Below are 25,100 nucleotides of genomic sequence, written 5' to 3' on the forward strand. Positions count from 1 at the left end.
TTATGCGCCTTGCTTTTCTTTGTCATAGGCACCTAAACCTGGTTTGTAAGTTTTGTCGTCGATAAACTGTTTAATTCCTTCTTTTCGCCCGTCATTATCAAAACTGTTCGCCGCTTCTTGTGCACGAATTAGGTAATCTTCAGCGTTATCATAGGTCATTTCTTTCACGCGGCGTATGGCATCTTTAGTCGCTTTTAGTGCAACAGGGTTTTTCGCGAGTAATACATTACAAACAGCTTCTACACGACTTTTAAGTTCATCAGCGGGCAATGCTTCATTAACTAAGCCCCACTCTACCGCAGTTTTTCCGTCAATGTTTTCACCCATCATGGCGTGATACATAGCTTTACGTAAAGGCATTAAGTCTGCCGCTACTTTGCTAGCCCCGCCGCCAGGCAAAATGCCCCAGTTGATTTCACTTAAACCGAAGGTTGCATCTTCACTAGCAAATGCTAGATCGCAGCCGAACAACGGACCATATCCACCACCAAAACACCAGCCGTTTACCATAGCAACGGTAGGTTTTTGATACCAACGCAAGCTGCGCCACCAGCCATAAGCTTCTCTTTGTGCCTGACGTGTCGCGCCTAAGCCTTTACCTTCATTTTCACGAAAGTACTCTTTAAGATCCATACCCGCAGACCACGACGTTCCTTCACCGGTTAGCACGACTACACCAACATCATCACGAAACTCTAATTCATCCAGTACACGCTGCATCTGACGATTCAACTTTGGACTCATACAGTTTCGCTTCTCAGGACGATTAAATTTCACCCAAGCAATATTATTTTCAACTACGTATGCAACCGTTTCTTGTTCAGTTCTTTCAATGCTCACAACATATTCCTCTTGTGCAAATAAACTAATATCAAATTGCTAGCGGGCTTAATGGTCCGCTAGCATTAAATTGGGTAATGGCTCGGTTGGGTTTCAACCGTGATCCAACGCAACTCGCTAAATTGATCAATCCCAGCTTTACCACCGAATCGTCCGTACCCTGACGCCCCCACCCCGCCAAAAGGCATTTGAGCTTCATCGTGAACGGTCGCGCCATTAACATGGCAAATTCCTGAATTAATTTGACCGGCTACCTTCAGTCCTTTTGCAGTATCCTTAGTGAATACTGCAGCGCTTAAGCCGTAAATTGAATCGTTAGATATTTCGATGGCATCTTGCTCATCGGTTGCCCGTATAATGGCAACAACAGGACCAAAACTTTCTTCACTGTAAATCGCCATGTCTTTGGTTACGCCATCAATAACGGTGGCTTTCATCAAGACTGTGTCGCTGGTGCCACCAACGAGTATTGTTGCGCCTTTCGACACAGCATCTTGTATTAAACTATTGACCTTCAGCACAGTTGCCTTATCTACCACCGCCCCTAAAGGCGTATTACCTTCACGAGGATCGCCGGTAGGCATAGTTTCAACTTTTTGCTTGAACTGAGCTGCAAATTCATCCGCAACGGCATCGACAACCACTAGGCGCTCTGTCGACATACAAATTTGTCCTTGATTCATAAAGGCACCAAACGCCGCGGCCTTAACCGCTTCTTCTAAATCGGCGTCCTCCAGTACAAGCATGGGCGCTTTACCACCTAGCTCAAGTAGACAGGGCTTGAGGTTTTCTGCTGCTCGCTTAGCGATAATGCGACCTACAGTGGTAGAACCGGTAAAGTTAATACGCTTTATCTCTGGGCAATCAATAAGCGTACCGACAACTTCACCTGCGTCTTGAGGTGAATTCGTCACAATATTTACCGTACCATCTGGAAACCCAGCTTCTTCTAGCGCTTCGATAATTAACGAGTGGGTAAGTGGACAAATTTCAGATGCTTTTAAGATAACGGCGTTACCACAAGCCAGCGCGGTAGAAATAGCACGAACACCCAAAATGATTGGTGCATTCCATGGCGCAATGCCTAAAATAACGCCGACAGGCACCCGTTGTGCCAATGCTAGGCACCCAGGTTTATCTGAAGGAATAACTTCCCCACTTATTTGTGTGGTAAGTGAAGATGCTTCTCGCAACATCGACACTGCCAAATTTAAATTAAACATTGCCCACCCTGCGGTAGAGCCGGTTTCATTCATCATGGCATTTACAAATGATTCTTGGCGCGATTCTAATGCGAGTGCCGCTTCATTCAATACCGCCCTGCGGGCATTTGGTCCCATTACAGACCAGAGCTTGAAGCCTTGCTGTGCTTTTTGTGCAATAGCTGCCATGTCACTACTTTGCATCGCTACGGCTTCGCTTGCAGGCTCGCCAGTTAATGGGTTAATTCGCTGAAAATTCATATTTTCTCCGCAATTTGTTATCGTATTTGGCCTAGACTTAAGTCAAATCACTGATTTTTTATTAGTTGATAAGGATTTCTTGTTGCTAGTTCGATGTTGAAAAATACCAATACAAAATATGGAAAGTGCAGCGACGAGGGCTCCCGTCCCCATTGCTATAGACACCCCTTGAAGGCTTACACCTGCAGTAAATAGATAACCTGCAACGATAGGGCTTATTGCTGCTCCGCCTCGCCCAAAACCAATCACGACGCCCGTGCCACTGGCACGCACATCAGAAGGGAAGGATTGAGCCATAAGTGCATATAACCCCACTACACCTGCATTGGTGAAAAAACCCGTTGCTGCTGACACCATCGCTAAGCTACTTAATGACTCATAACCGCGACCAAACACTGACACCATCACGAACGCGATAAGCAGCACGCCAATTAACAATTTATGTAACTTAATTTTGTGGGTTAGTAACCCGAGTAATATGGCACCTATCGCACCACCAACGTTGGCCCAAACTAACACCTGTCCAGCTTGCGCGGGTGCAAAGCCCATATCGACTACAAATTTAGGGATCCACTTTAAAATGAAGTAAAAGGTCATGATTTGGGCGAAATAGGCCAGCATCAATAATAATGTCAGCACCCTTAAATCTTTTGAGAGGAGTATCTTGAAGCTTGATTTTTTAACCGTGAGCACCTTTTCAGGCAGTTGCACAATCCCTTGATGCCCCATTCTGGTCAGCGTGGCGTTAATACGCTGCAGCGCATTAGCTGGCTGTTTATTCGATAAATATTCAACTGACTCAGGTAGAAGCCAAGCGACTATCACTAAAAACATCGCCGTAACACTGCCACCAAAAACAAAGATAGAACGCCAAGTATGGGTCTCTAGTAACACTGACACCACTGACCCGCCAGCAATGGCACCGAGGGGATAACCCGTAGCCATAATAATGACGCACAAATGTCTGAATTTTTGATTAGCAAACTCAGCGACCATAGCGTTGGTGGATGCTAGCATTCCCCCAATACCTAAACCGGTAAGAAAACGGACCATTAAAAGGTGATTAACCGTATCTACCATTGCGGCCAAGAACATACCCGACGTCATCAGTATTAAACAAAACTGGATGGTAGGCTTGCGGCCGAATCTGTCCGCCGCATTACCTAGAATAACTGAACCTAATGCCATACCAAACATTTCCATGGCGAGGACAACACCTAGTTCTGCCCGGTTAATACCCCACTCTGCTGCGATGCCTGGAGATGCAAAACTTATTGCTAACACGTCAAAACCGTCTAAAGCATTGAGCGCGATACAAATTATCACGGCGACTATTTGCAGTTGGCTCATAGGAGAATGATTAAGCATGTTCGCTGGACTTTGACCCATCAAGTGTTATCCGTTTAGTTTCGTTATATTTTATAAAAAGGACTTTTCAGATATTGGCTAAGCGATTGCCTTAGTAAGTGTTACATATCTGTAAATCCAGTCGGATTAGATGATAAAGATGTTAATGTTATGTGTACAAATCTTGAATGGCAGATTACGACTAAATAACATGCATAAAATGACATGGTGAAATTTATATCAATTAATATTGCAAACCTTTCCGCTTGTCATAAAAGGCCTAGCAGAAATTAAGGGTAAAGATGAGACTTAATATGGTGCAGTACTTTGGTTATATTTGTCTCGATACTGACGTGGAGATTCACCCGTCCAGCTTTTAAACGCTCGAGTGAAAACGGCCGGGTCTGAATACCCCACCTTTTCTGCCACCTCTTTAATGGGCAAAGAATAAAGCGTTAACAGCGTAATGGCTTTGTCGCGTCGAACAAGATCTTTGATTTGTTGAAATGAAGAGCCTTCTTCTTTCAGGCGACGCATGATGGTACGTGTGGTCATGTACAAACTAGCTGCAACGTCGTCAATCGAGGTATTACCAGCAGTAATCGTTCGATTTATAATACGTTTCACTTCTGTCGACACGCTATAATCAGCCTTATACTGGCGGAATAATTCAAGCGGGCAATTATGCATAAAGGACTTCAATGAAGACTCGTTCTGTTTCACCCCAAGTGACAAATAGTGGCTAGGGAAAACTAAACTCAGCGACGCACATTCGAACCGGTGGATCCCTGGAAATAAATAACTGTATTCTCTTGCGTGCTGTGGACTGGGATAATTGAATCTTGTTTCAATCAAAGGAAGTGCATCAGCGATTAACCATGATGCATAACGGTGCCAAGCTAGCAAACACATTTCAGCAAACAAGTGGCCAAAATCGTCTTCTGGAAAAACATTGTTAAATGACATGACAGTCACTTCAGCACCGACATCTACTGAAATAAATTCGAAACGAGTGACCAAATTATAAAAGCGTGCGCCTAATTCTAACGCCTTTTGTAACGTAGGCTGATTAACGGTTAGCTTACCCATCATGTAGTAGGTACCCAGCTCAAGACGTTGAGGCAGCAGCCCCATACTTTCTTCTTTAGAGCCATCCCAGCAGGCTTTTTGAAAAATAGACAAACTCTCTGTTTTTACGCGTATTTCTGGTTTGTCTATGATGTCTTTAGATATGTTTGCCTGCGCCAATAGCGCATCTGCATCTAAGCCAATTTTTTTAGACAAATGATAAAGCGCACTAATATAGTGATTACAACCCGTTCCGTATTCGCTTTTATTTCGCATGTCACTTCCAAAGGTTATTAACCGCGCTATTGAACCACTATATTGCCCGTCTATTACTTTGCACTTGCCGGTTTCGATACTTTACAGACAAACGACGTTGCCTTTGAGGTATCACCGAGCCCATCATAAATAGGAATTTGCGGATAAGGACACAGCGGACGACTGATATCAGGCATGGAATCGCCAGTGGCTAGAATGAATTCAGGTGCTTGGTTATGTTCAACCCAATGCTCTAATTGAGTTAGCATATCGAAGTTATCCAGTGCCTTTTCGCCGCCTCGGCAATGTCCCATGCCTGGTACAAAATAAAACTGTGACCATTGGGAGGCTAATTCAGAATTGCCACTATCTTTGCGCATCTGTTGGTAATACTGCAATGTGTCTTTAGCAGAAAACCAAGGGTCACTCACACCATGAAAAAACATGACTTTATGGCCTTTGTGGGCAAAGCTCGATAAATTAGTGAGTAATGCATTGCCTCCTGCTAAAGGAAAATTCTCAGCCAATGCAAGTTGCTTTTCGAGATTGAAATCTTCTTTTGCATACTGACGGCCTAACGGTCCAGCCTTCGCTTGCAACAACCCAGGTACCGACTTTTCCCCGCTAGCGCTAATGCCGGTATCAAAATAAAAACCAGGGTAAATTTGTCTACCACTGTCGTATTTAGGCCCTGCGAAAGCTTCATTCAATGCGGTGGCACTCGATGCATCAATACATGCTTTTGCGTCTGAATTGTTACTACAGATAAGTTTTTCTGGTTTGAAGTCGCACGCTTCCACATTAAAAATTAAACCATCTATAAGCCCGTCTTTATAATCGCATTGCGCCAATACCTCTGTCACAATTGCGTGTTGCTGCGCCTTCGAAAAAGGGGTTGAATTGGGTATACTACTGGCTTGATGCAGGCGCTTGGCCGACCATAGGTCTGCTACCTCTGAGTAATTGGTTTGCCTAGCTGGCGCTCCCACTATCACACCATTGAATAGCTCTGGCTGACGTTGCGCCATGGTGAGCGCTTCACGTCCTCCTGTAGAACAGCCAACAAAATATTTATTGTCAGGCGGCGCTTGGTAAACATCCTCGACAATCTGTAGGGCCAACGCCGTCGATTTTTCAATCGCACCCGAGTAAAAATTTAACAGTGAAAGTTGATCTTCGAAAAAGGTAGTATCGAATCGGTTTTTGCTTTGATGTCCACTGTCGGTAGTGGCTACCGCATAGCCTCTAAATACGGCTGGTGTATCTCCTGCTGCCAGTGCACCCAATGGTTCTCGAATAAAGCCATTTAGACCTCCGCCGCCTTGAAATAAAAACTTTCCATTCCAATCATCTGGAAGCGATAAACCGAAACCAATGGCATACGGCGCGTTATTTACACCCTTTCTTTGTTCAAAATAACCACTTATTTTGCAATAGGGTTTAAACGATTCCCGTTGTAATTGTCGCAGCTTATGTTGCTGTGGAGGAATGCCATCGACATTTTTTACGTACGTAGCCTCTGTAATCTCTAACGCAACCCGACTATTTTTCGTATTGATTAAGGCTGCACAACGCTCTGCGCCAGTTAGAATAGTAGGATCATTTGTAATGCCTTGCGGTTCGATTGATTGCGTTGGTGCACATGCACTTACTATCACGGTCCCCAATAAGGCAGAAGCAACTAGCGTAGGTATATTCACAAAAATCTTCTCATCATAATTTATAGGTCGATATAGCATTTGAGCTATCTGTTGAAGGCGGTTGACCACCCGCTCCATCCTCTTTTTTACCAAATCACGCGGTATCTGAGGCCAAGCAATAAACATGTTAATTGTTTGTATATTATTTAACATGGCACAGAATGACAATTAATGTGACATATCACGCCAAAACCAATTTTATGCACATAAATTGAAAAAGCGTTCTCACCTAAATGCTGTTGTGCTTTTATAAGGTATTAGTACCTCATTGAATATTATTAAACGATTAAAAACGCTGCGTGACATTATTTGACGTATGGATTTGCGTAATTACCTATAGTTACAGTAACTTAGTAGGAAATTACTAATATTTATACCTTCCTATTGTAAGCGCTGTTGCTGGTATAAAAGGCGAGCTACGCAGCGCTATACACCGCATTGACCGATTAACTTTCGTCAACGAGAGCCCCTTACACTTTGCATAAAATACTAATTGTCACTAAATGGCAATTATTTAGTCATTTTTTGCCATTTCATTAAATCCGCACGCCATTAACATCTTCACAACAAATTAAACACTTAAGCAACATTCAAATATTTGCCATCAATTCTATAAAACGAGAATACACCGTGAAGTTAGTGCTCTTAGTTTTTTATAGATATAGACGAAACGATTAGGAAACATAAGCATTACAAGGGGAATGCAATGACTAAAAAGCACACAAAAACAAAACTAGCGGTCTTATTAAATATCTTGTTAACGCCTGCCATGGTGCAGGCACAAGTCCCATCAGATCAAACAGCGGCTGACGAATCAGTTGTTGAAACCATAGAGGTTACCGGCACTCGCATAAAGCGCAAAGACTTGGTCTCCTCCAGTCCAACCATCTCAACTTCTGCTGAAGATTTTGCTGTGTCTGGTGATGCCACTATAGATAACTACCTTCGCCAACTTCCTCAGTTTCAACCAGGGACGGGGAACTTTAGTAATAGTAGCTCCGGCGGAACGGTTGGGCAATCTACGTTAAACCTTAGGGGATTGGGACCTCAGCGCAATCTAGTGCTACTCGATGGTCGACGCTTGCAGTCTTCAAGCGCCAATAGCGCCATCGATATCAACACATTACCTTCAAATGCAATTGGCGGTGTTGAAATTGTCAGCGGAGGTGCATCAGCGACCTATGGTTCTGATGCAATGTCTGGCGTGGTGAACTTTAAAAGTCGTCGAGATCTCGATGGTATTGAAGTTACCGCCAAGTTGACGCAGCCTAAAGATGGTGACGGATTAAGCACACTGTATGGGTTAGCCTATGGCAGTGATTTTGCCGACTCCCGTGGTAACGCTTTTATTAGCGCAGAATATGTAGATCGCAAAGGGATATCTATTCAAGAAAGGCCCTTCTTCTTAGAACAGAACCCTAGTGGCTTCACCCCTTATAGCCGCACACTCCCGGATGTAGCCCCTAGCCAAGCTGCCGTTGATGCGTTATTTGCCTCGTATGGTATTTCAGGTGTAAGCAATAGAAGTTTTTTCGGTGTTAATGATGACAATACAATATTTGCCGTTAGTGGCGGCAGAGCGACTAACTATAGAGGACCAACAGACGCGCCTTTCATTAAGACCGATAGTTCGTTTGGTTATCACCCAGGGTATAATAACTATGTTCAAGTACCGTTAGAGCGCACAGCCATTTTTGGTAAAGCGGACTATACCTTAGATAATGAAATTACGGCTTATGGTCATTTTCAATATTCAAACAGTGAAGCCCAAAATATTGGCTCTGAACCAGTTCTTGCTGCACCTTGGAGCGTATTCGTTCCGGTTACTAACCCCTACTTAGCGCAAAATGAAGCGCTCTCTACGTTGCTAGCTTCACGCAACACGCCAGATGCCCCAGTTGAATATCAAGTGCGATTTGGTGCGGCTGGCCCTAGAACTTACAATACTGAGTCTGAGGTATGGCAAGGTTTGGTAGGACTTAGCGGGTATATCGATAGCCGTGATATGTCCTGGAATATTCACGTATCGCAAGGTCGCACAGTTAATAAAGACCAAACGACTTCAGGCTCAGTTAGTTACACCGCAATGCAAGAACTTGTTGATGCGCCAGATGGCGGCGATAGTATTTGTAGCGGTGGGTATCAGGTTTTTAATGGCTTAAGCCAAGTTTCTGACGAGTGTTTAGCCTATATTTCCAGAACACCACTTAACACCACCACTTTAGAACAGACCGTTGTAGAAGGTTTGCTTGAAGGGATGTTGATGGAGTTAGATGCTGGTGAAGTGCGCTTCGCATTAGGCGCCCACTATAGAAAAAATTCATACGAATTTAAACCTGATGATGACATTGCCGCGAACCGTTTAGCAAGCCTTTCAGCTTCGCAGTATACGGAAGGTAGTATTGATATTAAGGAGATATCCGCTGAAGTATATGTTCCTTTACTAAGTGGACATGAATTTGCGGAATCACTTAACTTAACACTAGGTTATCGCTTCTCTGAATACAATTTGGCTGGCACCGCAAATACTTACAAGGCAGAGTTAGATTGGCGTCCAATCAGTAATGTGTTATTACGCACAGGCTACCAGAGTGCTTTACGTGCTCCTAACGCTGAAGAGTTCTTCAATGCAGGAACACAACAAGTATCTGGAATTGGCTCGCCGAACAGTGGTAGCGGCGATCCCTGTGACTATCGTCACCCCGGCCTTTCAGGGGAGAATGCCGAAGCAATTGCTAATTTGTGCATAGCAACCGGGCTTAACCCTTCTCTACTGGGGCGCTTTCGTCAGCCTTCAGATGCGTTAGTAACTACTACCTATGGCGATAGAACATTGTCTCCAGAAGAGGCTGACTCTATTACCCTCGGTGCAGTAATAGAGTCACCATTTACCGAAGCGTATTTGAAAGATATGTCCTTAACGGTGGACTTCTACAGTATTGAAATAGATAAAGCAATTGCTGCTATTCCAGCAGATCAATCGCTGGCCAAATGCTACAACTTAGACGGCTCTAACCCTTCATATGACACTGAAAACTTTTTCTGTCAGCAGTTTGAGCGCCAGTCCAGTGGTATCTTTTCGTATGTAAATCAACCTTATTTGAATCTAGGTGGCTATAAGACGAGTGGTCTCGATATTTCTTTTAATTGGTCGTTGCCAGCCAGTTTTATTAGCGACTCAACTACCATTGAAATTATGAGTTTTGCAAACCATTTGAATAAGTTCGAAACCGCTGTATTTGAAGACAGTCCATATCAGGATTTTGCAGGCACAATATCTAATTCAGAAAGCTACCCTGATTGGAAAGTGATGAACAGCATCACCCTAAATCATGATGTATTTTCTCTAACAGCAAGATGGCGCTATACATCAAGTATGGATGATGTAAGCGTGGTTAATAACCCAGAATCTGATACCGCAGGCAGCGATAGCTATAGCTATATTGATTTATCAGGTAGCTACCAAATAACAGAAAACTTGTCTCTTAGAGGCGGGGTGAACAACCTCACAGACAAAGAACCACCTGTCATTGGCGGCTCTGTAGGTGTGACCAACCAGGGCGTATTTGACGCAATTGGTCGCACTATGTATTTACAGGCTTCACTCAAAATTTAGGTCGCTGTGTTAGTAACAGTACAGGGCGCATGCAGCGCCCTTTTTTTATCGGAGAAAGTGCATGAGAACCTTTGCATTATTTTTATCCTTACTATTTTCATTAATAGCTCATTCTTCCCCACACACTGACAACGACCTTCCCCTCATTAAATCACCCTCCCCTTTACCGCAGATCGCCACCGAACCGGTTTTGGAAATAAACGTATTATTGGGTGACAAAGTCGATGTGGGCAATACCGATGACGGCCATCGCTACATAGTGCCCATAACCGGAGGCAGCTTTCAAGGGAACGATATCCGCGGCCATGTTGTGCCGGGGGGGGCTGATTGGCAAGTTGACCGGCCCGACAAGGTGAAAAACATTGAGGCGCTGTATACGATTAAAACCCATGATGGCACAACTATTATTATTCACAACAAGGGGATAGTGCACCACCTTACCGGAAGTCGTTATGCGTTTACGCGCCCTGTGTTTCACGCCCCAAAGGGTCAATACGACTGGCTAAATACGTCTTTTTTTGTGGGAACCATACAGTCGCGACATAATCCACGGTCAGTAGTAATTAGCGTTTATGAAGTACGCTAATTCCACACCAACCTAAATGTATCTCAACACGCTACACATATAAAAAAGGGCGATGATCAACATCGCCCTTTCTTATACATGAAGATTTAAACAATAATATGCTTATTAAATCGTAGCCAGTCAACCTTCTACAATATCTACAATTGTGGGCCTGAAGACACGAGCGCAGCACCATTTTCCACATCGGTAAACTTTTCGAAGTTCTCGACAAATTGCGTCGCTAAACTTTTTGCTTTGGTTTGCCATTCCTCGGCCTTTGAATAAGTGTGTCGAGGGTCGAGCACTTCAGGGCTAACCCCATCTATCGAACATGGAATTTCTAAATTAAAAATGGGTAAATTTTCGGTAGTATGTTGCTCAATCGAATCATCTAAAATTGCGTCTATAATGGCACGGGTGTCTTTGATTGATATACGCTTGCCGCTCCCATTCCAGCCCGTATTGACTAAATAGGCGCGAGCCCCTGATGCTAACATCCGTTTACGTAACACATTTGCGTATTTGGTCGGGTGCAGACTTAAAAATGCTGCGCCAAAACAACTGGAAAAGGTGGGAGCAGGCTCTGTTATTCCTCGCTCGGTACCGGCTAACTTAGCGGTAAAGCCCGATAAAAAATAATATTCGGCTTGTTCTGGAGTTAACTTAGATACCGATGGGAGTACACCAAATGCATCCGCAGTAAGAAAAATGACTTTATTGGCGTGCCCTGCGCGAGATATAGGTTTAACTATATTGTCGATATGATTTATTGGGTATGACACCCGTGTATTTTCAGTTTTTGCGTTGTCGTCGTAATCTATCTTACCGTCAGCATTTACAACCACGTTTTCTAATAACGCATCTCGCCTTATGGCTTGGTATATATCCGGTTCGTTCTCTTCACTGAGGTTAATCGTTTTGGCGTAACAACCACCTTCAAAGTTAAAGATGCCATTGTCATCCCATCCATGTTCATCATCGCCTATAAGCTCTCTTTTGGGATCAGTAGACAGCGTAGTTTTGCCTGTGCCTGACAATCCAAAGAATATGGCGACATCCCCTTTTTCACCCACGTTAGCACTACAGTGCATAGAGGCAATACCTTTAAGCGGCAAAAAGTAGTTCATCATTGAGAACATCCCTTTTTTCATTTCACCGCCATACCATGTACCGCCAATAATTTGAATTTTCTCAGTAAGGTTAAATGCTACAAAGTTTTCAGAATGTAAACCTTGTTCTTGCCATTTGTTATTCACCACCTTAGCGCCATTCATCACAACAAAATCGGGCTCAAAGTCTTCAAGCTCTTGGTCGCTTGGGCGAATAAACATGTTTTTCACGAAATGAGCTTGCCACGCTACTTCGGTTACAAAGCGCACGCTTAAACGGGTATTGTCGTTAGCACCACAGAAGGCATCAACAACAAATAAACGTTTACCCGACAGTTGCTCGGTAACCAGGCCTTTAAGGTGAGACCAAGTTTCTGGTGTCATGGCTTTGTTGTCGTTCTTACCTTGATCAGACCACCAAATGGTCTCTCGTGTAGTGTCATCTTTAACAATGTACTTATCTCTTGGCGAGCGGCCGGTAAAAACCCCAGTGTCGACTGAAATAGCGCCGGACTCAGTTTGATGACCTTTCTCAAACCCAATTAAAGATGGATTAGTTTCCTCAGTAAACAAGGTTTCATAGCTTGGGTTATAGATTATTTCTGGGTTATCGGTAATGCCTAACGTCGATAAATTGATATCGCTTTTTCCAATGTCGGAATGAGGTTCTTGCAGCACTCGCATAGGGTTATTTCCTTAAGGGTGTAGAGTAGAGATTGATGTTTTTCATTGTTATTTTACGCGCGCCGTTTTATTTATTAGACATTGGCGCGCTGCAACATATGGATTAGGCTAGGCAATAGATTAGCGAAACCACTGTTAAAATTCTTCGGTATCGATTTCCAACTGCGTAGCTGCGGGGTATCGCTTTCCACTAATTTTTTGATGGTCGAATACCCTGTTCAAGGTTTCAATTTCCCTGCCACTCAAGGTTACATTTGACGCCTTAACGTTTTCACGAAGGTGTGGCAGTTTAGTAGTACCAGGAATTAAATGAATATGGCGGCCTTGCTGTAGTAACCACGCCAAACTGACTTGCGCCATTGAGCACTGATGTACCTGACTAATCCCATTTAGCGCGGTCAACAAAGGTAGGTTTTTTTGCATATGTTCGGCTTGAAAACGCGGCATACCTTTGCGAATATCCCCTTCAATTAAGCCACTACTATCCGTCACTTTTCCGCTCAAAAAGCCACGGGCTAACGGCGAAAATGCCACAAAGGCCGTACCTAGTTCAGCACAAGCTTCAAGTACTGAAATTTCTGCATTTCGCGTCCACAACGAGTATTCTGTTTGAAGTGCCGCGATGGGATGCACGGCATGGGCTTTGCGCAAAGTGTGGGACGACACTTCGCTTAGTCCTATCCCTTGGATTTTCCCTTCCTCAACCATTCGTGATAACTCACCAACGCTATCTTCAATTGGTACATTTTTGTCCCAGCGATGAAGGTAATATAAATCGATACTGTCGGTTTGTAAGCTGGTTAGCGTCTTTTCAAGGGTGGCGCGCAACGTGGCCGGACGGCCATCAATTACGCGCTTACCGTCAACGCCCGTCATACCACATTTACTTGCTAAAAAAATACGCTGCCGATGGGGCTTGAGTAACTTCCCCAACAAGGCTTCGTTTTTACCAAAACCATACAATGCCGCGGTATCGAAATGGGTTACGCCAAGCTCTACCGCTTCGGTAATAACCTCCGCCGCATCGGCTTCAGATAAAGGATGACCATAAGCATGGCTTAAGTTCATACAGCCTAAACCGATTTCCGATACGTGTTGTCCCGCAAGTATTCGTTGTTTCACGCCATCCCCCTGTTACATCGTTATGCTGTCACACCAATTGCTGCTCAAGATCGTGCAGTACTTTATAGCAGTTTAATACCTGCCCCACGCTTGAGTTAGGCTCTCGACCTTCTCGAATAGCGGCAAAAAACTCCCTGTCTTGCAATTCAATCCCGTTCATTGAAACGTCTACAGTAGACACATCAATAGTTTCCTCTTTGCCGTTAACCAAGTCATCGTAGCGTGCGATATAAGTGCCATTGTCACAAATATAGCGGAAGAATGTCCCTAGAGGTCCATCATTGTTAAACGACAGCGACAGCGTACAAATTGCGCCATTTTCCGCTTGTAGCTGAATAGACATATCAAGGGCAATACCTAGCTCAGGGTGAATCGGCCCTTGCAAGGCATTCGCCTTTACAATTTTGCTGCCGGCTTGATAGGCAAACAAATCAACGGTATGGGCAGCATGATGCCATAGCAGGTGATCGGTCCAAGAACGAGGCTCCCCTTTCGCATTTATATTTTTACGACGGAAAAAGTAAGTTTGTACATCCATTTGTTGGATGTTCAGTTCATTGGCGGTAATGCGCTTATTTATCCATTGGTGCGAAGGGTTAAAACGACGTGTATGTCCCACCATACAAGTTAACCCCGTTTCCTCTTGCACCTTCATAACAGCTTCAGCATCAAACCAGCTGTCCGCGAGAGGGATCTCTACCTGAACATGCTTACCTGCTTTCATGCATTGAATGGATTGCTCGGCATGTTGTTGGGTAGGCGTACATAAAATAACTGCATCGGCGTCAATGTTAAGTGCTTCAGCTAAGTCAGTAAATACGTGCTCAATGCCATATTCATTTGCAACTTTTTGCGTTTTCTCAACAGAACGGCCTACTAACGCCACCACATCAACACCATCAATATTTTTTATGCCCTCGAGGTGTTTTATTCCGAATGCACCAGGTCCTACTACGATTACTTTCATAATTAATTCCTATTTATTTTCTAATATAAGATGGCCAACGGCCGTATTCGATGCGGGTACATGATAAAAGCGCTTTTTCGTTTCCACCTTGTCGTTTAAGGCGCCACGCATGACCATCCACATGACTAATTCAACCCCTTCTGAACCAGCTTGATTCAAATAGTCAAAATGAGGCATTTGCGCTAAATTCTCCGCATCATCGACAATGCGATCTAAGAAATTGTTATCGAACTCTTGATTGATTAGCCCAGCACGAGGGCCTTGTAGTTGGTGGCTCATTCCACCAGTTCCCCAAATTTGAACATTGAGATCTTCATCAAAACTTTCAACAGCGTTTCGAATGGCTTTACCTAGTGCATAGCATCGCTTACCCGATGGCGCGGGATACAGAACCACATTTACCGCCAAGGGGATAACCTTGCATGGCCACATTTCGGGCTGACCGAACATAAGAGACATAGGTACGGTCAACCCGTGATCTACGTCCATGTCGTTAACGATAGTTAAGTCGAAATCTTGCTGAATAACCGATTGTGCAATATGCGAGGCCATTTCAGGGTGCCCCATGACTGTAGGCACTGGCCGCGGCCCCCACCCTTCATCAGCTGGTGCAAAAGAGGGAGCGCAACCTAACGCAAAGGTAGGGATAACATTCATATCGAATGCAGAGGCATGGTCGTTGTAAACCAGAATGACGACATCTGGCTTGCTCTGTTGTATCCATTCTTTCCCAAAATCATAGCCTGCAAACAAGGGCTTCCAATAAGGATCGTTGGTTTTACCATTATCAATGGCTGCGCCAATAGCGGGAACGTGCGACGTAGCAACGCCGGCGGTAATCTTAGCCATTATTATTTTCCTTATACATATTGCCAGTAGGTGTCCTACCACCGTTTAACATCATTTGTGCATAGTCTGGTTGGCTCATACCAGTCATACTTGCTGCCGCAAACTGAAAGCTGAGCCCGTCACATGAGAATATCTTTGCAAGGAAATAAATATTGCCCCCTGTAGCCATCATTCGGTTGTAATCTCTTGCTAGCACACTTTCCTTTTGTTCTTCGCTCATATCCCATGTATCCAAATACTGACGCTCACAAGCTTTAAACCGTGCGCGGTTTTCTGCTTTCATTAACGACATACAAAATTGGTTGAGGTGATAACCTCGTCTGCCCATTTCTGCATCAAAAATGGTGGTTCCTGGGATTTTTTGATAAGACTTATCTAAAGACATTATTGCTTCCTCAACTCTATTTAACCTGTTCAGGCCAATACAGGCGCATGGGGTTTTCGACAAGTAGCTTTTGCTGTAACGAGTCTGTTGGTGCAATTAAAGGCAGCATATCCACCAGCATGCCGTCATCAGGCGTATGGGTTTTCATATTTGGATGAGGCCAGTCTGTCCCCCACAACACGCGGTCTGAAAATTGCTCTACCACGGTGCGTGCAAAAGGCACTACATCTAAATAATGCTTTGACGGGCCTTCAACAGATAAACGTTCTGGACAACTGACTTTCGACCAAAAGTTTTCATTTTCACGCATTAGCTTCAAGAACAAGGCGAATTCAGGACCATCTAAAGGTTTAGTGACATCAGGTCTGCCCATGTGGTCAACCACTACCGTGGTTGGCAAATTAGTGAAGAACTCATAAAGCTCTGGAAGCTCTTGCCCTTCAAAATAAATGACAATATGCCAATCTAGCTCTTTAATTCTTGCCGCAATGCGCTTTAGGGAATCAAAAGGCAATGCGTCAACAAGGCGCTTCACGAAGTTAAAACGAACACCTCTAACCCCGGCCTGGTGGAGCGCATCAAGTTCAGCATCGGTAACCGTTTCAGTGACAGTAGCCACACCTCTAGCTAGCCCTTCTGATGTATTAAGCGCATCAACCAAAGCGCGATTGTCTGCCCCGTGACAGGTAGCTTGTACCAATATATTTCGACTAAAACCGAGATAATCGCGTAGTGCCCAAAGTTGATGTTTAGAAGCATCACAAGGGGTGTATTTTCGCTGCGGTGCAAACGGAAATTTATCGCCGGGACCAAATACATGGCAGTGGGCATCCACGGCGCCGGCTGGCACCATATATGTAGGTTTTGAAGGTGATGGATGCCAATCTAACCAATCCGCATCTTTGGTAAATGCACTCATAACCCCATCGCCTCTAATTTTTTACCTAGCGCGGGATAAACTCGGCGAGCATTTCCTGAATACACCTTTTGTCTATCTACCTCTGACAACGCTATCGAATCTACATAGCGCTTCGTATCATCAAAATAGTTACCGGTTTCTGGATCAATACCGCGAACGGCACCAATCATTTCAGACCCAAACAAAATGTTGTCGATATCAATCACGTCGAACAACAAATCGATACCTGGCTGGTGATAAACGCAGGTGTCAAAAAAGACATTTTTCATTACATGTTCGCGAAGCGGCGGTTGCTTAAGCATATCGGCCAAGCCTCGATAGCGTCCCCAGTGATAAGGAACTGCGCCGCCCCCATGAGGTATAATGAATCGTAACGTTGGAAAATCTTTGAACAAGTTACCTTCTAAGAACTGCATAAATGCGGTGGTATCAGCATTCATATAGTGGGCACCTGTGGCATGAAAATTGGCGTTACATGAACCTGATACGTGGATCATGGCCGGCACATCAAGCTCTACCATTTTTTCGTAGAATGGATACCAACTTGGGTCAGTTAAAGGCGCAGAATTCCAATGCCCCCCTGATGGGTCTGGATTTAGGTTGCATCCAACAAACCCTTTTTCTTTTACACAACGCTCCAGCTCTTGAATCGAATTTTTAATCGGTACACCCACAGACTGGGGTAGCTGACACACACCTATAAAGCGCTCTGGATATAACTCAACTACCCTTGCTATTAGGTCATTACACACACTGGTCCATTGCTTTGATACGGTCTCATCACCGACATGATGTGCCATTGCTGAAGCACGAGGTGAGAATATGGTCATATCCAAACCACGCTCGTCTAGCAACTTAATTTGGTTTTTCTCGATACTGTCGCGAATTTGATCGTCACTAATATAGGGAACTTCTGGCAAGGCTTTACCTGCCTTAAAAGCAGCTATTTGCGCTTCGCGAAATAGCTGTAGGGGTTCGGGTGCGGTAGTGTAGTGACCGTGGCAATCTATGATCATGTTGTTATCCTAAGTTCACCTGTTGCTTGTTCATCAACATACCAACGACGTAACGGGCAACAGTAAAAGTTAATGGGTTAATTTGTGCTCGTTATTATTCACACGACAGCATTGCCTCGCCGCGCATTAACAAACGCGCAGTGCGTAATAAGGCAGCACGCTTTACATAAAACTGGCTAATATCGTGGCTACCAGAAACTTCCATTTCGACGGTAAACTGGCCTGTCGGATGCTCAACTTCAATAGCCATAGCGCTGTCATCAAAGCTTTTCTGAATTAGCTCGTTTGCTACTGTGCCGCTTAATACACAGGCCGTCGCAACGCTCACTGAGCCCAACACGCCAATTGCATCGTGAACTCGATGAGGAATAAAGGTACGGGTATTGATTAACCCGCCTTGTAACGCAGGTGAAATCAGGCTCATTTTAGGCACCGTTTTGTTACTCACTTCACCTAAGTTCATTAGCTTACCGGCCTCTAAACGAATAGCCTCAACGTTAGCTTTTAATGCTTCGTTTGCTTCAAGCTCGCTAGGTAACTCTGCACCGGTTAACCCGAATGACTGTGCGTTAATCAGAACTACTGGCATGCCGTTGTCTATGCATGTTACCGGTACATCTAAAATCACATCTTGGGCGTTTCCGGTGGGGAACATTTTTTTGCAGCTTGAACCCGCAATATTTAAAAAATCGAGAAAGATAGGTGCTGCGCTGCCAGGCACGCCATCTATTTGTGCGTTACCTTGGTAATTAACCATGCCCCCCGGGGTTTCTACTCGCGCAGTAGCATTTGCACCGGTATTAAGCATATGAATTCGCACGTCAGTATGGCTAACGCTGCTAGGTACCAAGCCTTTTTCAATTGCGAAAGGGCCAACTCCAGCCAGAATATTGCCGCAATTTTGCGCCGTACTGACTTGCGCCTTATCTACGACGACTTGCACAAAAAGGTAATCTACATCTGCATCGTCGCGCTCTGATTTACTCACAATAGCGACTTTACTGGTAAGGGGATGTGCGCCACCTAAACCATCGATTTGGCGAGGGTCAGGCGACCCCATCAAACGCAATAGAACCTGATCGCGCTCATCAGCGTTTTGAGGTAAATCTTCAGCAAGAAAATATAGCCCCTTGGATGTGCCGCCTCGAAATAGACAGCACGGAACAGCGTGTTGTACCTTGCCGTTCTTATTGGGGTTTACCTGCATTTTCATTTATCTTCATACTTAGCGTAAACTAAGCCTTTATTGGCAAGGCGCTCTCGCATGTTGTAAATGTCTAACCCTAATTCACCGTTTTCAAAACGTATTCTTTTGGCTTCTTCGTTAGACATGCGTTTTTCAACATTCCCCCATACCTCACTGGCCTCTTCCCGTTTAACCACAACGACACCATCTTCATCAGCCACGACCATATCACCAGGGCGAATGTAAGCATTGGCGCAGGTGATCGGCACGTTAACGTTAGCAATGGTTTCTTTCACGCAGCCCTGAGAAAAAATAGTTTTCGACCAAACCGGAAAGTTCATTTCGGTAAGCGTTGCCGTGTCACGCACGCCACCTTCAATAATGAGCCCACGTACACCGCGTGCTTTCAATGACGTAGCCAATAAGTCGCCAAAAAAACCATCGCTACTCGCGCTCGTCGGTTTAACCACTAAAACGTCACCAGGCTGACATTGCTCGACCGCTACATGAATCATCCAGTTATCTCCTGGCGCGACTTCGCACGTCACCGCAGGGCCAGCAATTTTTGCGGGTTTATAGATTGGACGCATGTAATCCGCTAATAAGCCTTTGCGGCCTTGGGCTTCATGCACAGTGGCCACTTCTGCGCCCTGATACTTAGCAACTACCGCCTCGTCTGGACGCGGTATATCTGTATAACAAACCGACATAGTTCACCTCGGTATAGGAGATTTCGAAAACGCTAAATGAGTAAGTCAGCAACATTGGTTTTTAAAGCCACTGGCTATGTCTTATGCCTCACTCACTTAATTGATTAATGTATGCAGTCACACTTTATTAACAAATAAAGAAGGAAACAATTAAGTAAATAAGAACAAACTGTTTCCATATGGAAACAAACAAGGTAAAACGGGTGTCCCCCTCACTGGAGATTGACATGCAATGGAAAATAGATGATTTGCCGCTATTTTTAGCGGCAGTGGAACAGAAAGGCATTTCTCATGCCGCAGATCATTTAGGCTTGTCCAAGTCGTATGTGAGTAAAGCTATTACACGGTTAGAATTGGCGCTAGGTATTCGACTGTTAGAAAGAAACTCTCGAAATGTGAGGCTTACTGAAGATGGTAAAGCATTTTATGAGCAGGGTTTAAATATTATGGAGCAGGTTAAAGAGGCCGATTCACTGGTTTCAGGGTTAACCACGTATCCAAAAGGTAAACTAGTAGCAGCCATGCCAGTGGCGTTTACCAGAGAGTTTTTAGCACCCCGCCTTGGCGAATTTCGACGACGATACCCCGAAATAGAATTAGAGATCATTGTCACCAGCCTACCGGTTGATATCATCCGCGATAACATTGATATCGCGCTTATCGTTGGTACACCACAAAATTCTGAGCTTATTATCCGTAAGCTGAACGATAGTCACCTCATATGCATATCTAGCCCTGAATATGCCGCCGCGAACGATTTATCCCAGCATGAGGAAACACTTCAACAACATGTTCAGTTTTGTGAGACTCGCTATGCTAATACCCGCTTCCCTATTCGTGTTGATGGCCAAAAACGTCTTGTGGACTTGAAAACCCAGACCATTAAGGTGAACGACCCAATTACAGTTCGAGAAGCCGTTACGGGCGGAAATGGTGTAGCTATTATTCCTATCCAGTACTGTAAGAAACAACTAGAAAGCGGCGAATTAGTGAATGTTTGTACTGACATCGAATTTTACATGAACCGCTCTGTACTGTCTTTGGTATACCCAAGCCGTCGTCTGCTGCCAAGCAAAACACGTGTGTTTTTAGACTTCCTGATCGAAATTGGTAACGAGATGTAGCTCACCGCAACACTAAAATTTGTTCCCTTGTTGACGAAAAGCACTGGCGGTGAGCCCAACGAATTGTTTGAAGAAACGGCTGAAATAGGCTGGGTCATTAAACCCTAGAAAAGCGGAAATTTCGTCAACACTTTGACTGGTGTAAACCAAACGACGTTTGGCCTCAATAATTAAACGCTGATGGATAATGGCCTTGGGCGAATCATTTAACTTTCCTTGGCATAATCGATTGAGGGTAGAAACAGAAACATGTAATTGCTCGGCATAAGTTTTCACCGATAAGTGTTGCCTATAGTGTTGCTCAATTAGATGTCTAAATCCAAGTAGCACTTTTGACTCTCTGCCGCTAGCACCTTCGCTAACGGCGTGAATGTGCTGTTGTCGTTTTATGATAAGTAACAGCATTTGAACCAAATGACTAACCGCAGCCGTTTGGTCCGCTTCACCACTGTTTAGCTCGTCCCTTAACAGTTCTACATAGGTCGTAAATCGCTTAAGTTGTAGCTTGTCTCGAAACTCGATAACTGAGGGAGTCCATAATAGCGCTGGCAATGTTGACTGTTGTTCGCCGATACTCGTGCTCTCTAGAAGGTCTTGATTCAATGAAATAACAAAGCCTTTGGTGTTGGGTTCGAACTTAAATCCATGCACTGCCCCTGCCGGAATCAGTACCAGCCAATTACCACTTAATGTGTAACACTTTTCGTCTAACTGTACGTCCCATGTATTATCAAAAGTACAAACGACTTGCGAGAGCTTGTCGTGCCTATGCGGCGCAATTTGCCATTCAAGATCACAACTACGAAATGCAATATCCTCGACATGAGCAAGCCCAACCTCTTTACGGATAAAGGATTCGCCGTATAAATCGTAGAATGGAATAGGGTTAAACATGGCAACAAGCTCATCATTTACGTATTAACACATTAAGTTAACATGATTCAAAAGTACAATAATCAGCTGCATAGTTGAATTACATACTTCCATCAATTGGTGAATGATAACGACACTGAATGAGTTACCACGAGAAGATGATGCTAAATATAAAAACCAAAGTCGCTATTATAGGAGCCGGTCCTTCAGGCTTGTTGTTAGGTCAACTCTTAGCCAAAAAAGGGATTGATAATATTATCATCGAACGCGTATCCCCCGATTATGTATTAGGCCGAATTCGAGCGGGTATACTTGAGCAAGGCTTAGTTGACTTGTTACGAGAAGCAGATGTAAGTGACCGAATGGATGAAGAAGGTCATGTCCATGATGGGTTCGCTATTAGCTACTATGGCACCTCTTATCGCATCGATCTTAATGAGCTCACAGGTGGCAAAACGGTCATGTGTTATGGGCAAACTGAAGTCACGCGCGACTTAATGGTTGCACGAAAAGAGAACGGGGCTTCCACATATTATTCCTCAACGAACGTCGTGTTAAATGATGTTGATAGCGCCTCTCCTTCCGTGACTTTTGAGCACGAGGGAGAAAGCTACCTACTTGACTGCGATTATATTGCAGGCTGCGATGGTTTTCATGGGGTGTCACGCAAAACCATTCCAGAAGAAAAGCGAACTGAGTTCGAACGAGTATATCCTTTTGGTTGGTTAGGTTTATTGAGTGACACCCCTCCCGTCAGCGATGAGCTTATTTATTGTAAAACAGACAGAGGCTTTGCGTTGGCCAGCCAACGCTCTAGCACCCGTTCTCGCTATTACATTCAAGTGCCGCTAACTGACAAAGTTGAAGATTGGAGTGACGATAAGTTTTGGGATGAGTTTAAAAAGCGCCTGCCTGCTGATACCGCGAGGAAACTTGTTACCGGCCCGAGCATAGAAAAAAGTATCGCACCGCTTCGCAGCTTCGTGTGTGAGCCAATGCAGTTAGGTAACTTGTTTTTAGTGGGTGATGCGGCGCACATTGTGCCTCCAACCGGTGCTAAAGGCCTAAATTTGGCTGCTTCTGACGTATCAATTTTGTATCGATTGTTATGTAAAGTTTATAATGATGGCGAGCCAAGCGCAGTACAAGGCTACTCAGAATTGGCGCTTAACCGGGTTTGGCAAGCTGAACGCTTTTCATGGTGGATGAGTAACATGCTGCACGACTTTAAAGACGATGCGGGCACCGCCAATAATTTAGATCAAAAAACCTTTGAGCGCTTTATGAAATCTGAGCTCGACTTCTTTTTGACCAACAAAGCAGGGCAAGAGGTCATTGCGACCCAATATGTTGGGCTTCCCTACCCGCAAGTGTAAAATCAGTATGCAGATACCGCCATGTTGCAAACGGCGGTATCAACACATGTTGCCGTAAATTTATGTCGTGCGGTGAGGTGCATTCACGCCATAACGACACAGTATTAGTGCAGTCACGCCTTTTGCAATTTGCAACTTCCGCGCTTCAGTAAGCGGATCTTCTAACTTAAACAGTTGTGGCCAAAAGCATTGCCCTTTTATAAGGCTATCCATCTCTTCAACCACCTGCTCAATGTCATCAAAAACCATACGGTTGTCTTTTTTGGCGGCTTTTAACCACCTATGCATCGCTTTTTCTTGGGCTTGAAGTTGGGCAACTTCATCTTTCAATCGAGTGGGTTCATAAAAAAAGTGGCCAATAGCAACGCGGGCCAACTCTAAGTGTTCATCCCCGCTCATAAAATTGATGTCAGCCATTATCAGGTCGGTGAGTTGGTCAGCCAACAAGGCCTGGGGATCATAAGGCGCACCTATATCAACAAGGGCTGATTGCCACTGCTCTTTAATTAGGTGCATGACCAGCTCTTCCTTTGCTGAGAAATGATTGTACACTGTTCTTTTAGACACGTTCGCTAGCTCAGCCAGCTTATCCATGCTGGTTCCGTTAACGCCAAATTCCTGAAATGCTTGCTTTGCTGCTTGTATAATGGCATCTCGCTTAACATCACTTCGGGTACGTGTAGTGCTAGTCATAATTTTACTGTCTAAAAATAATATGCGGTCATTTTACACTGCACAGTTTACTTTTCAATGGATGATCTCTAAAATGCACCGCACAGTGTACTTTAATTATAGGTGAGTATAGTCGTCTATACTGTATTCACCACAAATACGGATCGAAAATTTCCTATGTCTATTTCGCGAATTCGTCACCTTGTTGCGTTTACTGCCCTGTCTGTTCTCACCCTTGCTGGTTGTACATCAGAAGATGATACACAAGAGCAAACTGTCGCCCCTCGCTATGTGAAACTCGCTGAGGTGAGCACTGTTCCTGCATTTGACGAATTTACTTTTCCGGCAGTCGTTTCTGCAGTAAAAACGGTAGATCTTAGTTTTGAAGTATCAGGAAGGTTAGTTCAAACCGATTTAACTACAGGTAGCGATATTGAAGAAGGCAAGCTGTTAGCCACAATTGACAGACAACCTTTTGAGCGCCGTGTTGACGAACAGCGCACTCGCTTGGAACAATCCAAACGCGAATTAGATCGTATTGAAAAAATGTATGCGCAGAAACTGGTCGCGCAAAGTACCCTTGATACTGCAAAAACCACCTACGAATTAGCTGAAATAGAGCTAAAAACGGCGAAGCAGGATTTAAGTTACACCCAATTATATGCACCTTTCGATGCCAAGGTGTCTCAGCGTCTTGTTGAAAATAATAGCTTTGTTGCCGCGGGAACACCTATTGCTCGCTTACAAGATGTCTCTAAAATTTACTTCAATATTAACGTGCCTGAAAGGCTACTCACCGCGAACCTAAATCGTGGAATAGAGCAAGCTAGTGCATCCTTAACGACTGAAGAAACCCAGTGGTACCCAGTTAACTATGTAGAGCACAACACTCAGCCCGACCCTGTATCGCAAACTTACGAAGTCGTTTTTGCCATGGAGCCCCGCGCAGATTTACCTCTTACGCCAGGTGCGCGTGCCGTAGTGAAAGTGAGCTTGCAAGGTTCACCATTTCCCGACGGTGTTGTTGTTCCAGTACAATCGTTAGTAGGTGACAAAGCCTCTGGTTTTGGAGTTTGGGTTTATAACGAAAGCAGTAAATTAGTGAACAAAGTTAGCGTTACTGTTGAACACATTCACGAAGATTTCGCGGTATTAAGTGGTTCGTTGGCGCTGGGTGAAAAGGTAGTTGCAGCAGGCGCAACCAAAATGCGAGCTGACATGAAAGTGCTTCCTTACGAGGGAGAGAAGTAAGTT

21 protein-coding genes are annotated in these 25,100 nt (G+C 44.4%); 5 read left to right on the plus strand and 16 right to left on the minus strand.

Translation table 11 applies throughout. The annotated features are described in order from the left end of the window. From FLAVO9R_RS11400 to FLAVO9R_RS11420, 5 genes are all read right to left on the minus strand, one after another. Nucleotides 1-840, minus strand: a complete 840-nt coding sequence (locus FLAVO9R_RS11400; protein ID WP_159531382.1) for a p-hydroxycinnamoyl CoA hydratase/lyase — start codon at nucleotides 838-840, stop codon at nucleotides 1-3. Between the two features lie 65 nt (nucleotides 841-905). Then, entirely contained in the window at nucleotides 906-2,303 is a 1,398-nt protein-coding gene (locus tag FLAVO9R_RS11405; protein WP_159531384.1) for an aldehyde dehydrogenase, read from the minus strand. A 42-nt stretch (nucleotides 2,304-2,345) separates the two neighbouring features. Then, nucleotides 2,346-3,692 carry an MFS transporter gene (locus tag FLAVO9R_RS11410; protein WP_201299260.1) on the minus strand — a complete coding sequence of 449 codons (1,347 nt, stop codon included), beginning with the start codon at nucleotides 3,690-3,692 and terminating at the stop codon, nucleotides 2,346-2,348. 267 nt (nucleotides 3,693-3,959) lie between these two features. Further along, nucleotides 3,960-4,994, minus strand: a complete 1,035-nt coding sequence (locus FLAVO9R_RS11415) for an AraC family transcriptional regulator (protein WP_159531386.1) — start codon at nucleotides 4,992-4,994, stop codon at nucleotides 3,960-3,962. A 53-nt stretch (nucleotides 4,995-5,047) separates the two neighbouring features. After that, the gene (locus FLAVO9R_RS11420; RefSeq protein WP_159531388.1) at nucleotides 5,048-6,673 is read right to left on the minus strand and encodes a tannase/feruloyl esterase family alpha/beta hydrolase; all 1,626 of its coding nucleotides are present in this window, start codon (nucleotides 6,671-6,673) and stop codon (nucleotides 5,048-5,050) included. Between the two features lie 706 nt (nucleotides 6,674-7,379). Between FLAVO9R_RS11420 and FLAVO9R_RS11425 the strand changes: the two genes are divergently transcribed. Further along, nucleotides 7,380-10,289 (plus strand): TonB-dependent receptor domain-containing protein, encoded by a 2,910-nt coding sequence (locus FLAVO9R_RS11425; protein WP_159531390.1) that lies wholly within the window; start codon nucleotides 7,380-7,382, stop codon nucleotides 10,287-10,289. A 61-nt stretch (nucleotides 10,290-10,350) separates the two neighbouring features. Next, nucleotides 10,351-10,875, plus strand: a complete 525-nt coding sequence (locus FLAVO9R_RS11430) for a DUF3237 domain-containing protein (protein ID WP_159531392.1) — start codon at nucleotides 10,351-10,353, stop codon at nucleotides 10,873-10,875. Nucleotides 10,876-11,012: 137 nt separating this feature from the next. Here the strand turns inward: FLAVO9R_RS11430 and pckA are convergent, their stop codons facing one another. From pckA to FLAVO9R_RS11475, 9 genes are all read right to left on the minus strand, one after another. Next, on the minus strand, nucleotides 11,013-12,647 hold the full coding sequence (gene pckA, locus FLAVO9R_RS11435) for a phosphoenolpyruvate carboxykinase (ATP) (protein ID WP_159531394.1): 1,635 nt from the start codon (nucleotides 12,645-12,647) through the stop codon (nucleotides 11,013-11,015). A 135-nt stretch (nucleotides 12,648-12,782) separates the two neighbouring features. After that, a complete protein-coding gene (locus tag FLAVO9R_RS11440) occupies nucleotides 12,783-13,769 on the minus strand; it encodes an aldo/keto reductase (RefSeq protein WP_159531396.1) in 987 nt (328 codons plus the stop codon). 28 nt (nucleotides 13,770-13,797) lie between these two features. Next, nucleotides 13,798-14,736: a Gfo/Idh/MocA family oxidoreductase gene (locus FLAVO9R_RS11445; RefSeq protein WP_159531398.1), complete on the minus strand. Its 939-nt coding sequence runs from the start codon at nucleotides 14,734-14,736 to the stop codon at nucleotides 13,798-13,800. A gap of 9 nt (nucleotides 14,737-14,745) precedes the next feature. Next, nucleotides 14,746-15,585: a class III extradiol dioxygenase subunit beta gene (locus FLAVO9R_RS11450; RefSeq protein WP_159531400.1), complete on the minus strand. Its 840-nt coding sequence runs from the start codon at nucleotides 15,583-15,585 to the stop codon at nucleotides 14,746-14,748. Further along, nucleotides 15,578-15,970, minus strand: a complete 393-nt coding sequence (ligA, locus tag FLAVO9R_RS11455) for a protocatechuate 4,5-dioxygenase subunit alpha (RefSeq protein ID WP_159531402.1) — start codon at nucleotides 15,968-15,970, stop codon at nucleotides 15,578-15,580. The genes FLAVO9R_RS11450 and ligA overlap by 8 nt, the downstream gene beginning before the upstream one ends. Nucleotides 15,971-15,986: 16 nt before the next feature. Next, the gene (locus FLAVO9R_RS11460; protein ID WP_159531404.1) at nucleotides 15,987-16,889 is read right to left on the minus strand and encodes an amidohydrolase family protein; all 903 of its coding nucleotides are present in this window, start codon (nucleotides 16,887-16,889) and stop codon (nucleotides 15,987-15,989) included. After that, nucleotides 16,886-17,905 (minus strand): amidohydrolase family protein, encoded by a 1,020-nt coding sequence (locus tag FLAVO9R_RS11465; RefSeq protein ID WP_159531406.1) that lies wholly within the window; start codon nucleotides 17,903-17,905, stop codon nucleotides 16,886-16,888. Before FLAVO9R_RS11465 ends, FLAVO9R_RS11460 begins: the two co-directional genes overlap by 4 nt. Before the next feature lie 94 nt (nucleotides 17,906-17,999). Next, entirely contained in the window at nucleotides 18,000-19,118 is a 1,119-nt protein-coding gene (locus tag FLAVO9R_RS11470; RefSeq protein WP_232370635.1) for a 4-oxalomesaconate tautomerase, read from the minus strand. Continuing rightward, nucleotides 19,115-19,801, minus strand: coding sequence for a 4-carboxy-4-hydroxy-2-oxoadipate aldolase/oxaloacetate decarboxylase (locus FLAVO9R_RS11475; protein ID WP_159531408.1), 687 nt, complete (start codon nucleotides 19,799-19,801; stop codon nucleotides 19,115-19,117). The genes FLAVO9R_RS11470 and FLAVO9R_RS11475 overlap by 4 nt, the downstream gene beginning before the upstream one ends. A gap of 227 nt (nucleotides 19,802-20,028) precedes the next feature. Here FLAVO9R_RS11475 and FLAVO9R_RS11480 point away from each other — a divergent pair, with 227 nt between their 5' ends. Further along, the gene (locus FLAVO9R_RS11480; RefSeq protein ID WP_159531410.1) at nucleotides 20,029-20,925 is read left to right on the plus strand and encodes a LysR family transcriptional regulator; all 897 of its coding nucleotides are present in this window, start codon (nucleotides 20,029-20,031) and stop codon (nucleotides 20,923-20,925) included. 12 nt (nucleotides 20,926-20,937) lie between these two features. On the opposite strand, the gene FLAVO9R_RS11485 is transcribed toward FLAVO9R_RS11480, so the two are convergent. Further along, a complete protein-coding gene (locus FLAVO9R_RS11485) occupies nucleotides 20,938-21,819 on the minus strand; it encodes a helix-turn-helix domain-containing protein (protein ID WP_159531412.1) in 882 nt (293 codons plus the stop codon). 119 nt (nucleotides 21,820-21,938) lie between these two features. On the opposite strand from FLAVO9R_RS11485, the gene pobA reads away from it, so the two are divergent. Continuing rightward, on the plus strand, nucleotides 21,939-23,174 hold the full coding sequence (gene pobA, locus FLAVO9R_RS11490; protein WP_232370636.1) for a 4-hydroxybenzoate 3-monooxygenase: 1,236 nt from the start codon (nucleotides 21,939-21,941) through the stop codon (nucleotides 23,172-23,174). 60 nt (nucleotides 23,175-23,234) lie between these two features. On the opposite strand, the gene FLAVO9R_RS11495 is transcribed toward pobA, so the two are convergent. Beyond that, nucleotides 23,235-23,867 carry a TetR/AcrR family transcriptional regulator gene (locus FLAVO9R_RS11495; protein ID WP_159531414.1) on the minus strand — a complete coding sequence of 211 codons (633 nt, stop codon included), beginning with the start codon at nucleotides 23,865-23,867 and terminating at the stop codon, nucleotides 23,235-23,237. A gap of 156 nt (nucleotides 23,868-24,023) precedes the next feature. Between FLAVO9R_RS11495 and FLAVO9R_RS11500 the strand changes: the two genes are divergently transcribed. Then, nucleotides 24,024-25,097: an efflux RND transporter periplasmic adaptor subunit gene (locus FLAVO9R_RS11500; protein WP_201299261.1), complete on the plus strand. Its 1,074-nt coding sequence runs from the start codon at nucleotides 24,024-24,026 to the stop codon at nucleotides 25,095-25,097. Nucleotides 25,098-25,100: the final 3 nt, after the last annotated feature.

The sequence above is a fragment of the Alteromonas sp. 38 genome, assembly GCF_902506055.1.
Taxonomy (GTDB): domain Bacteria; phylum Pseudomonadota; class Gammaproteobacteria; order Enterobacterales; family Alteromonadaceae; genus Alteromonas; species Alteromonas lipotrueae.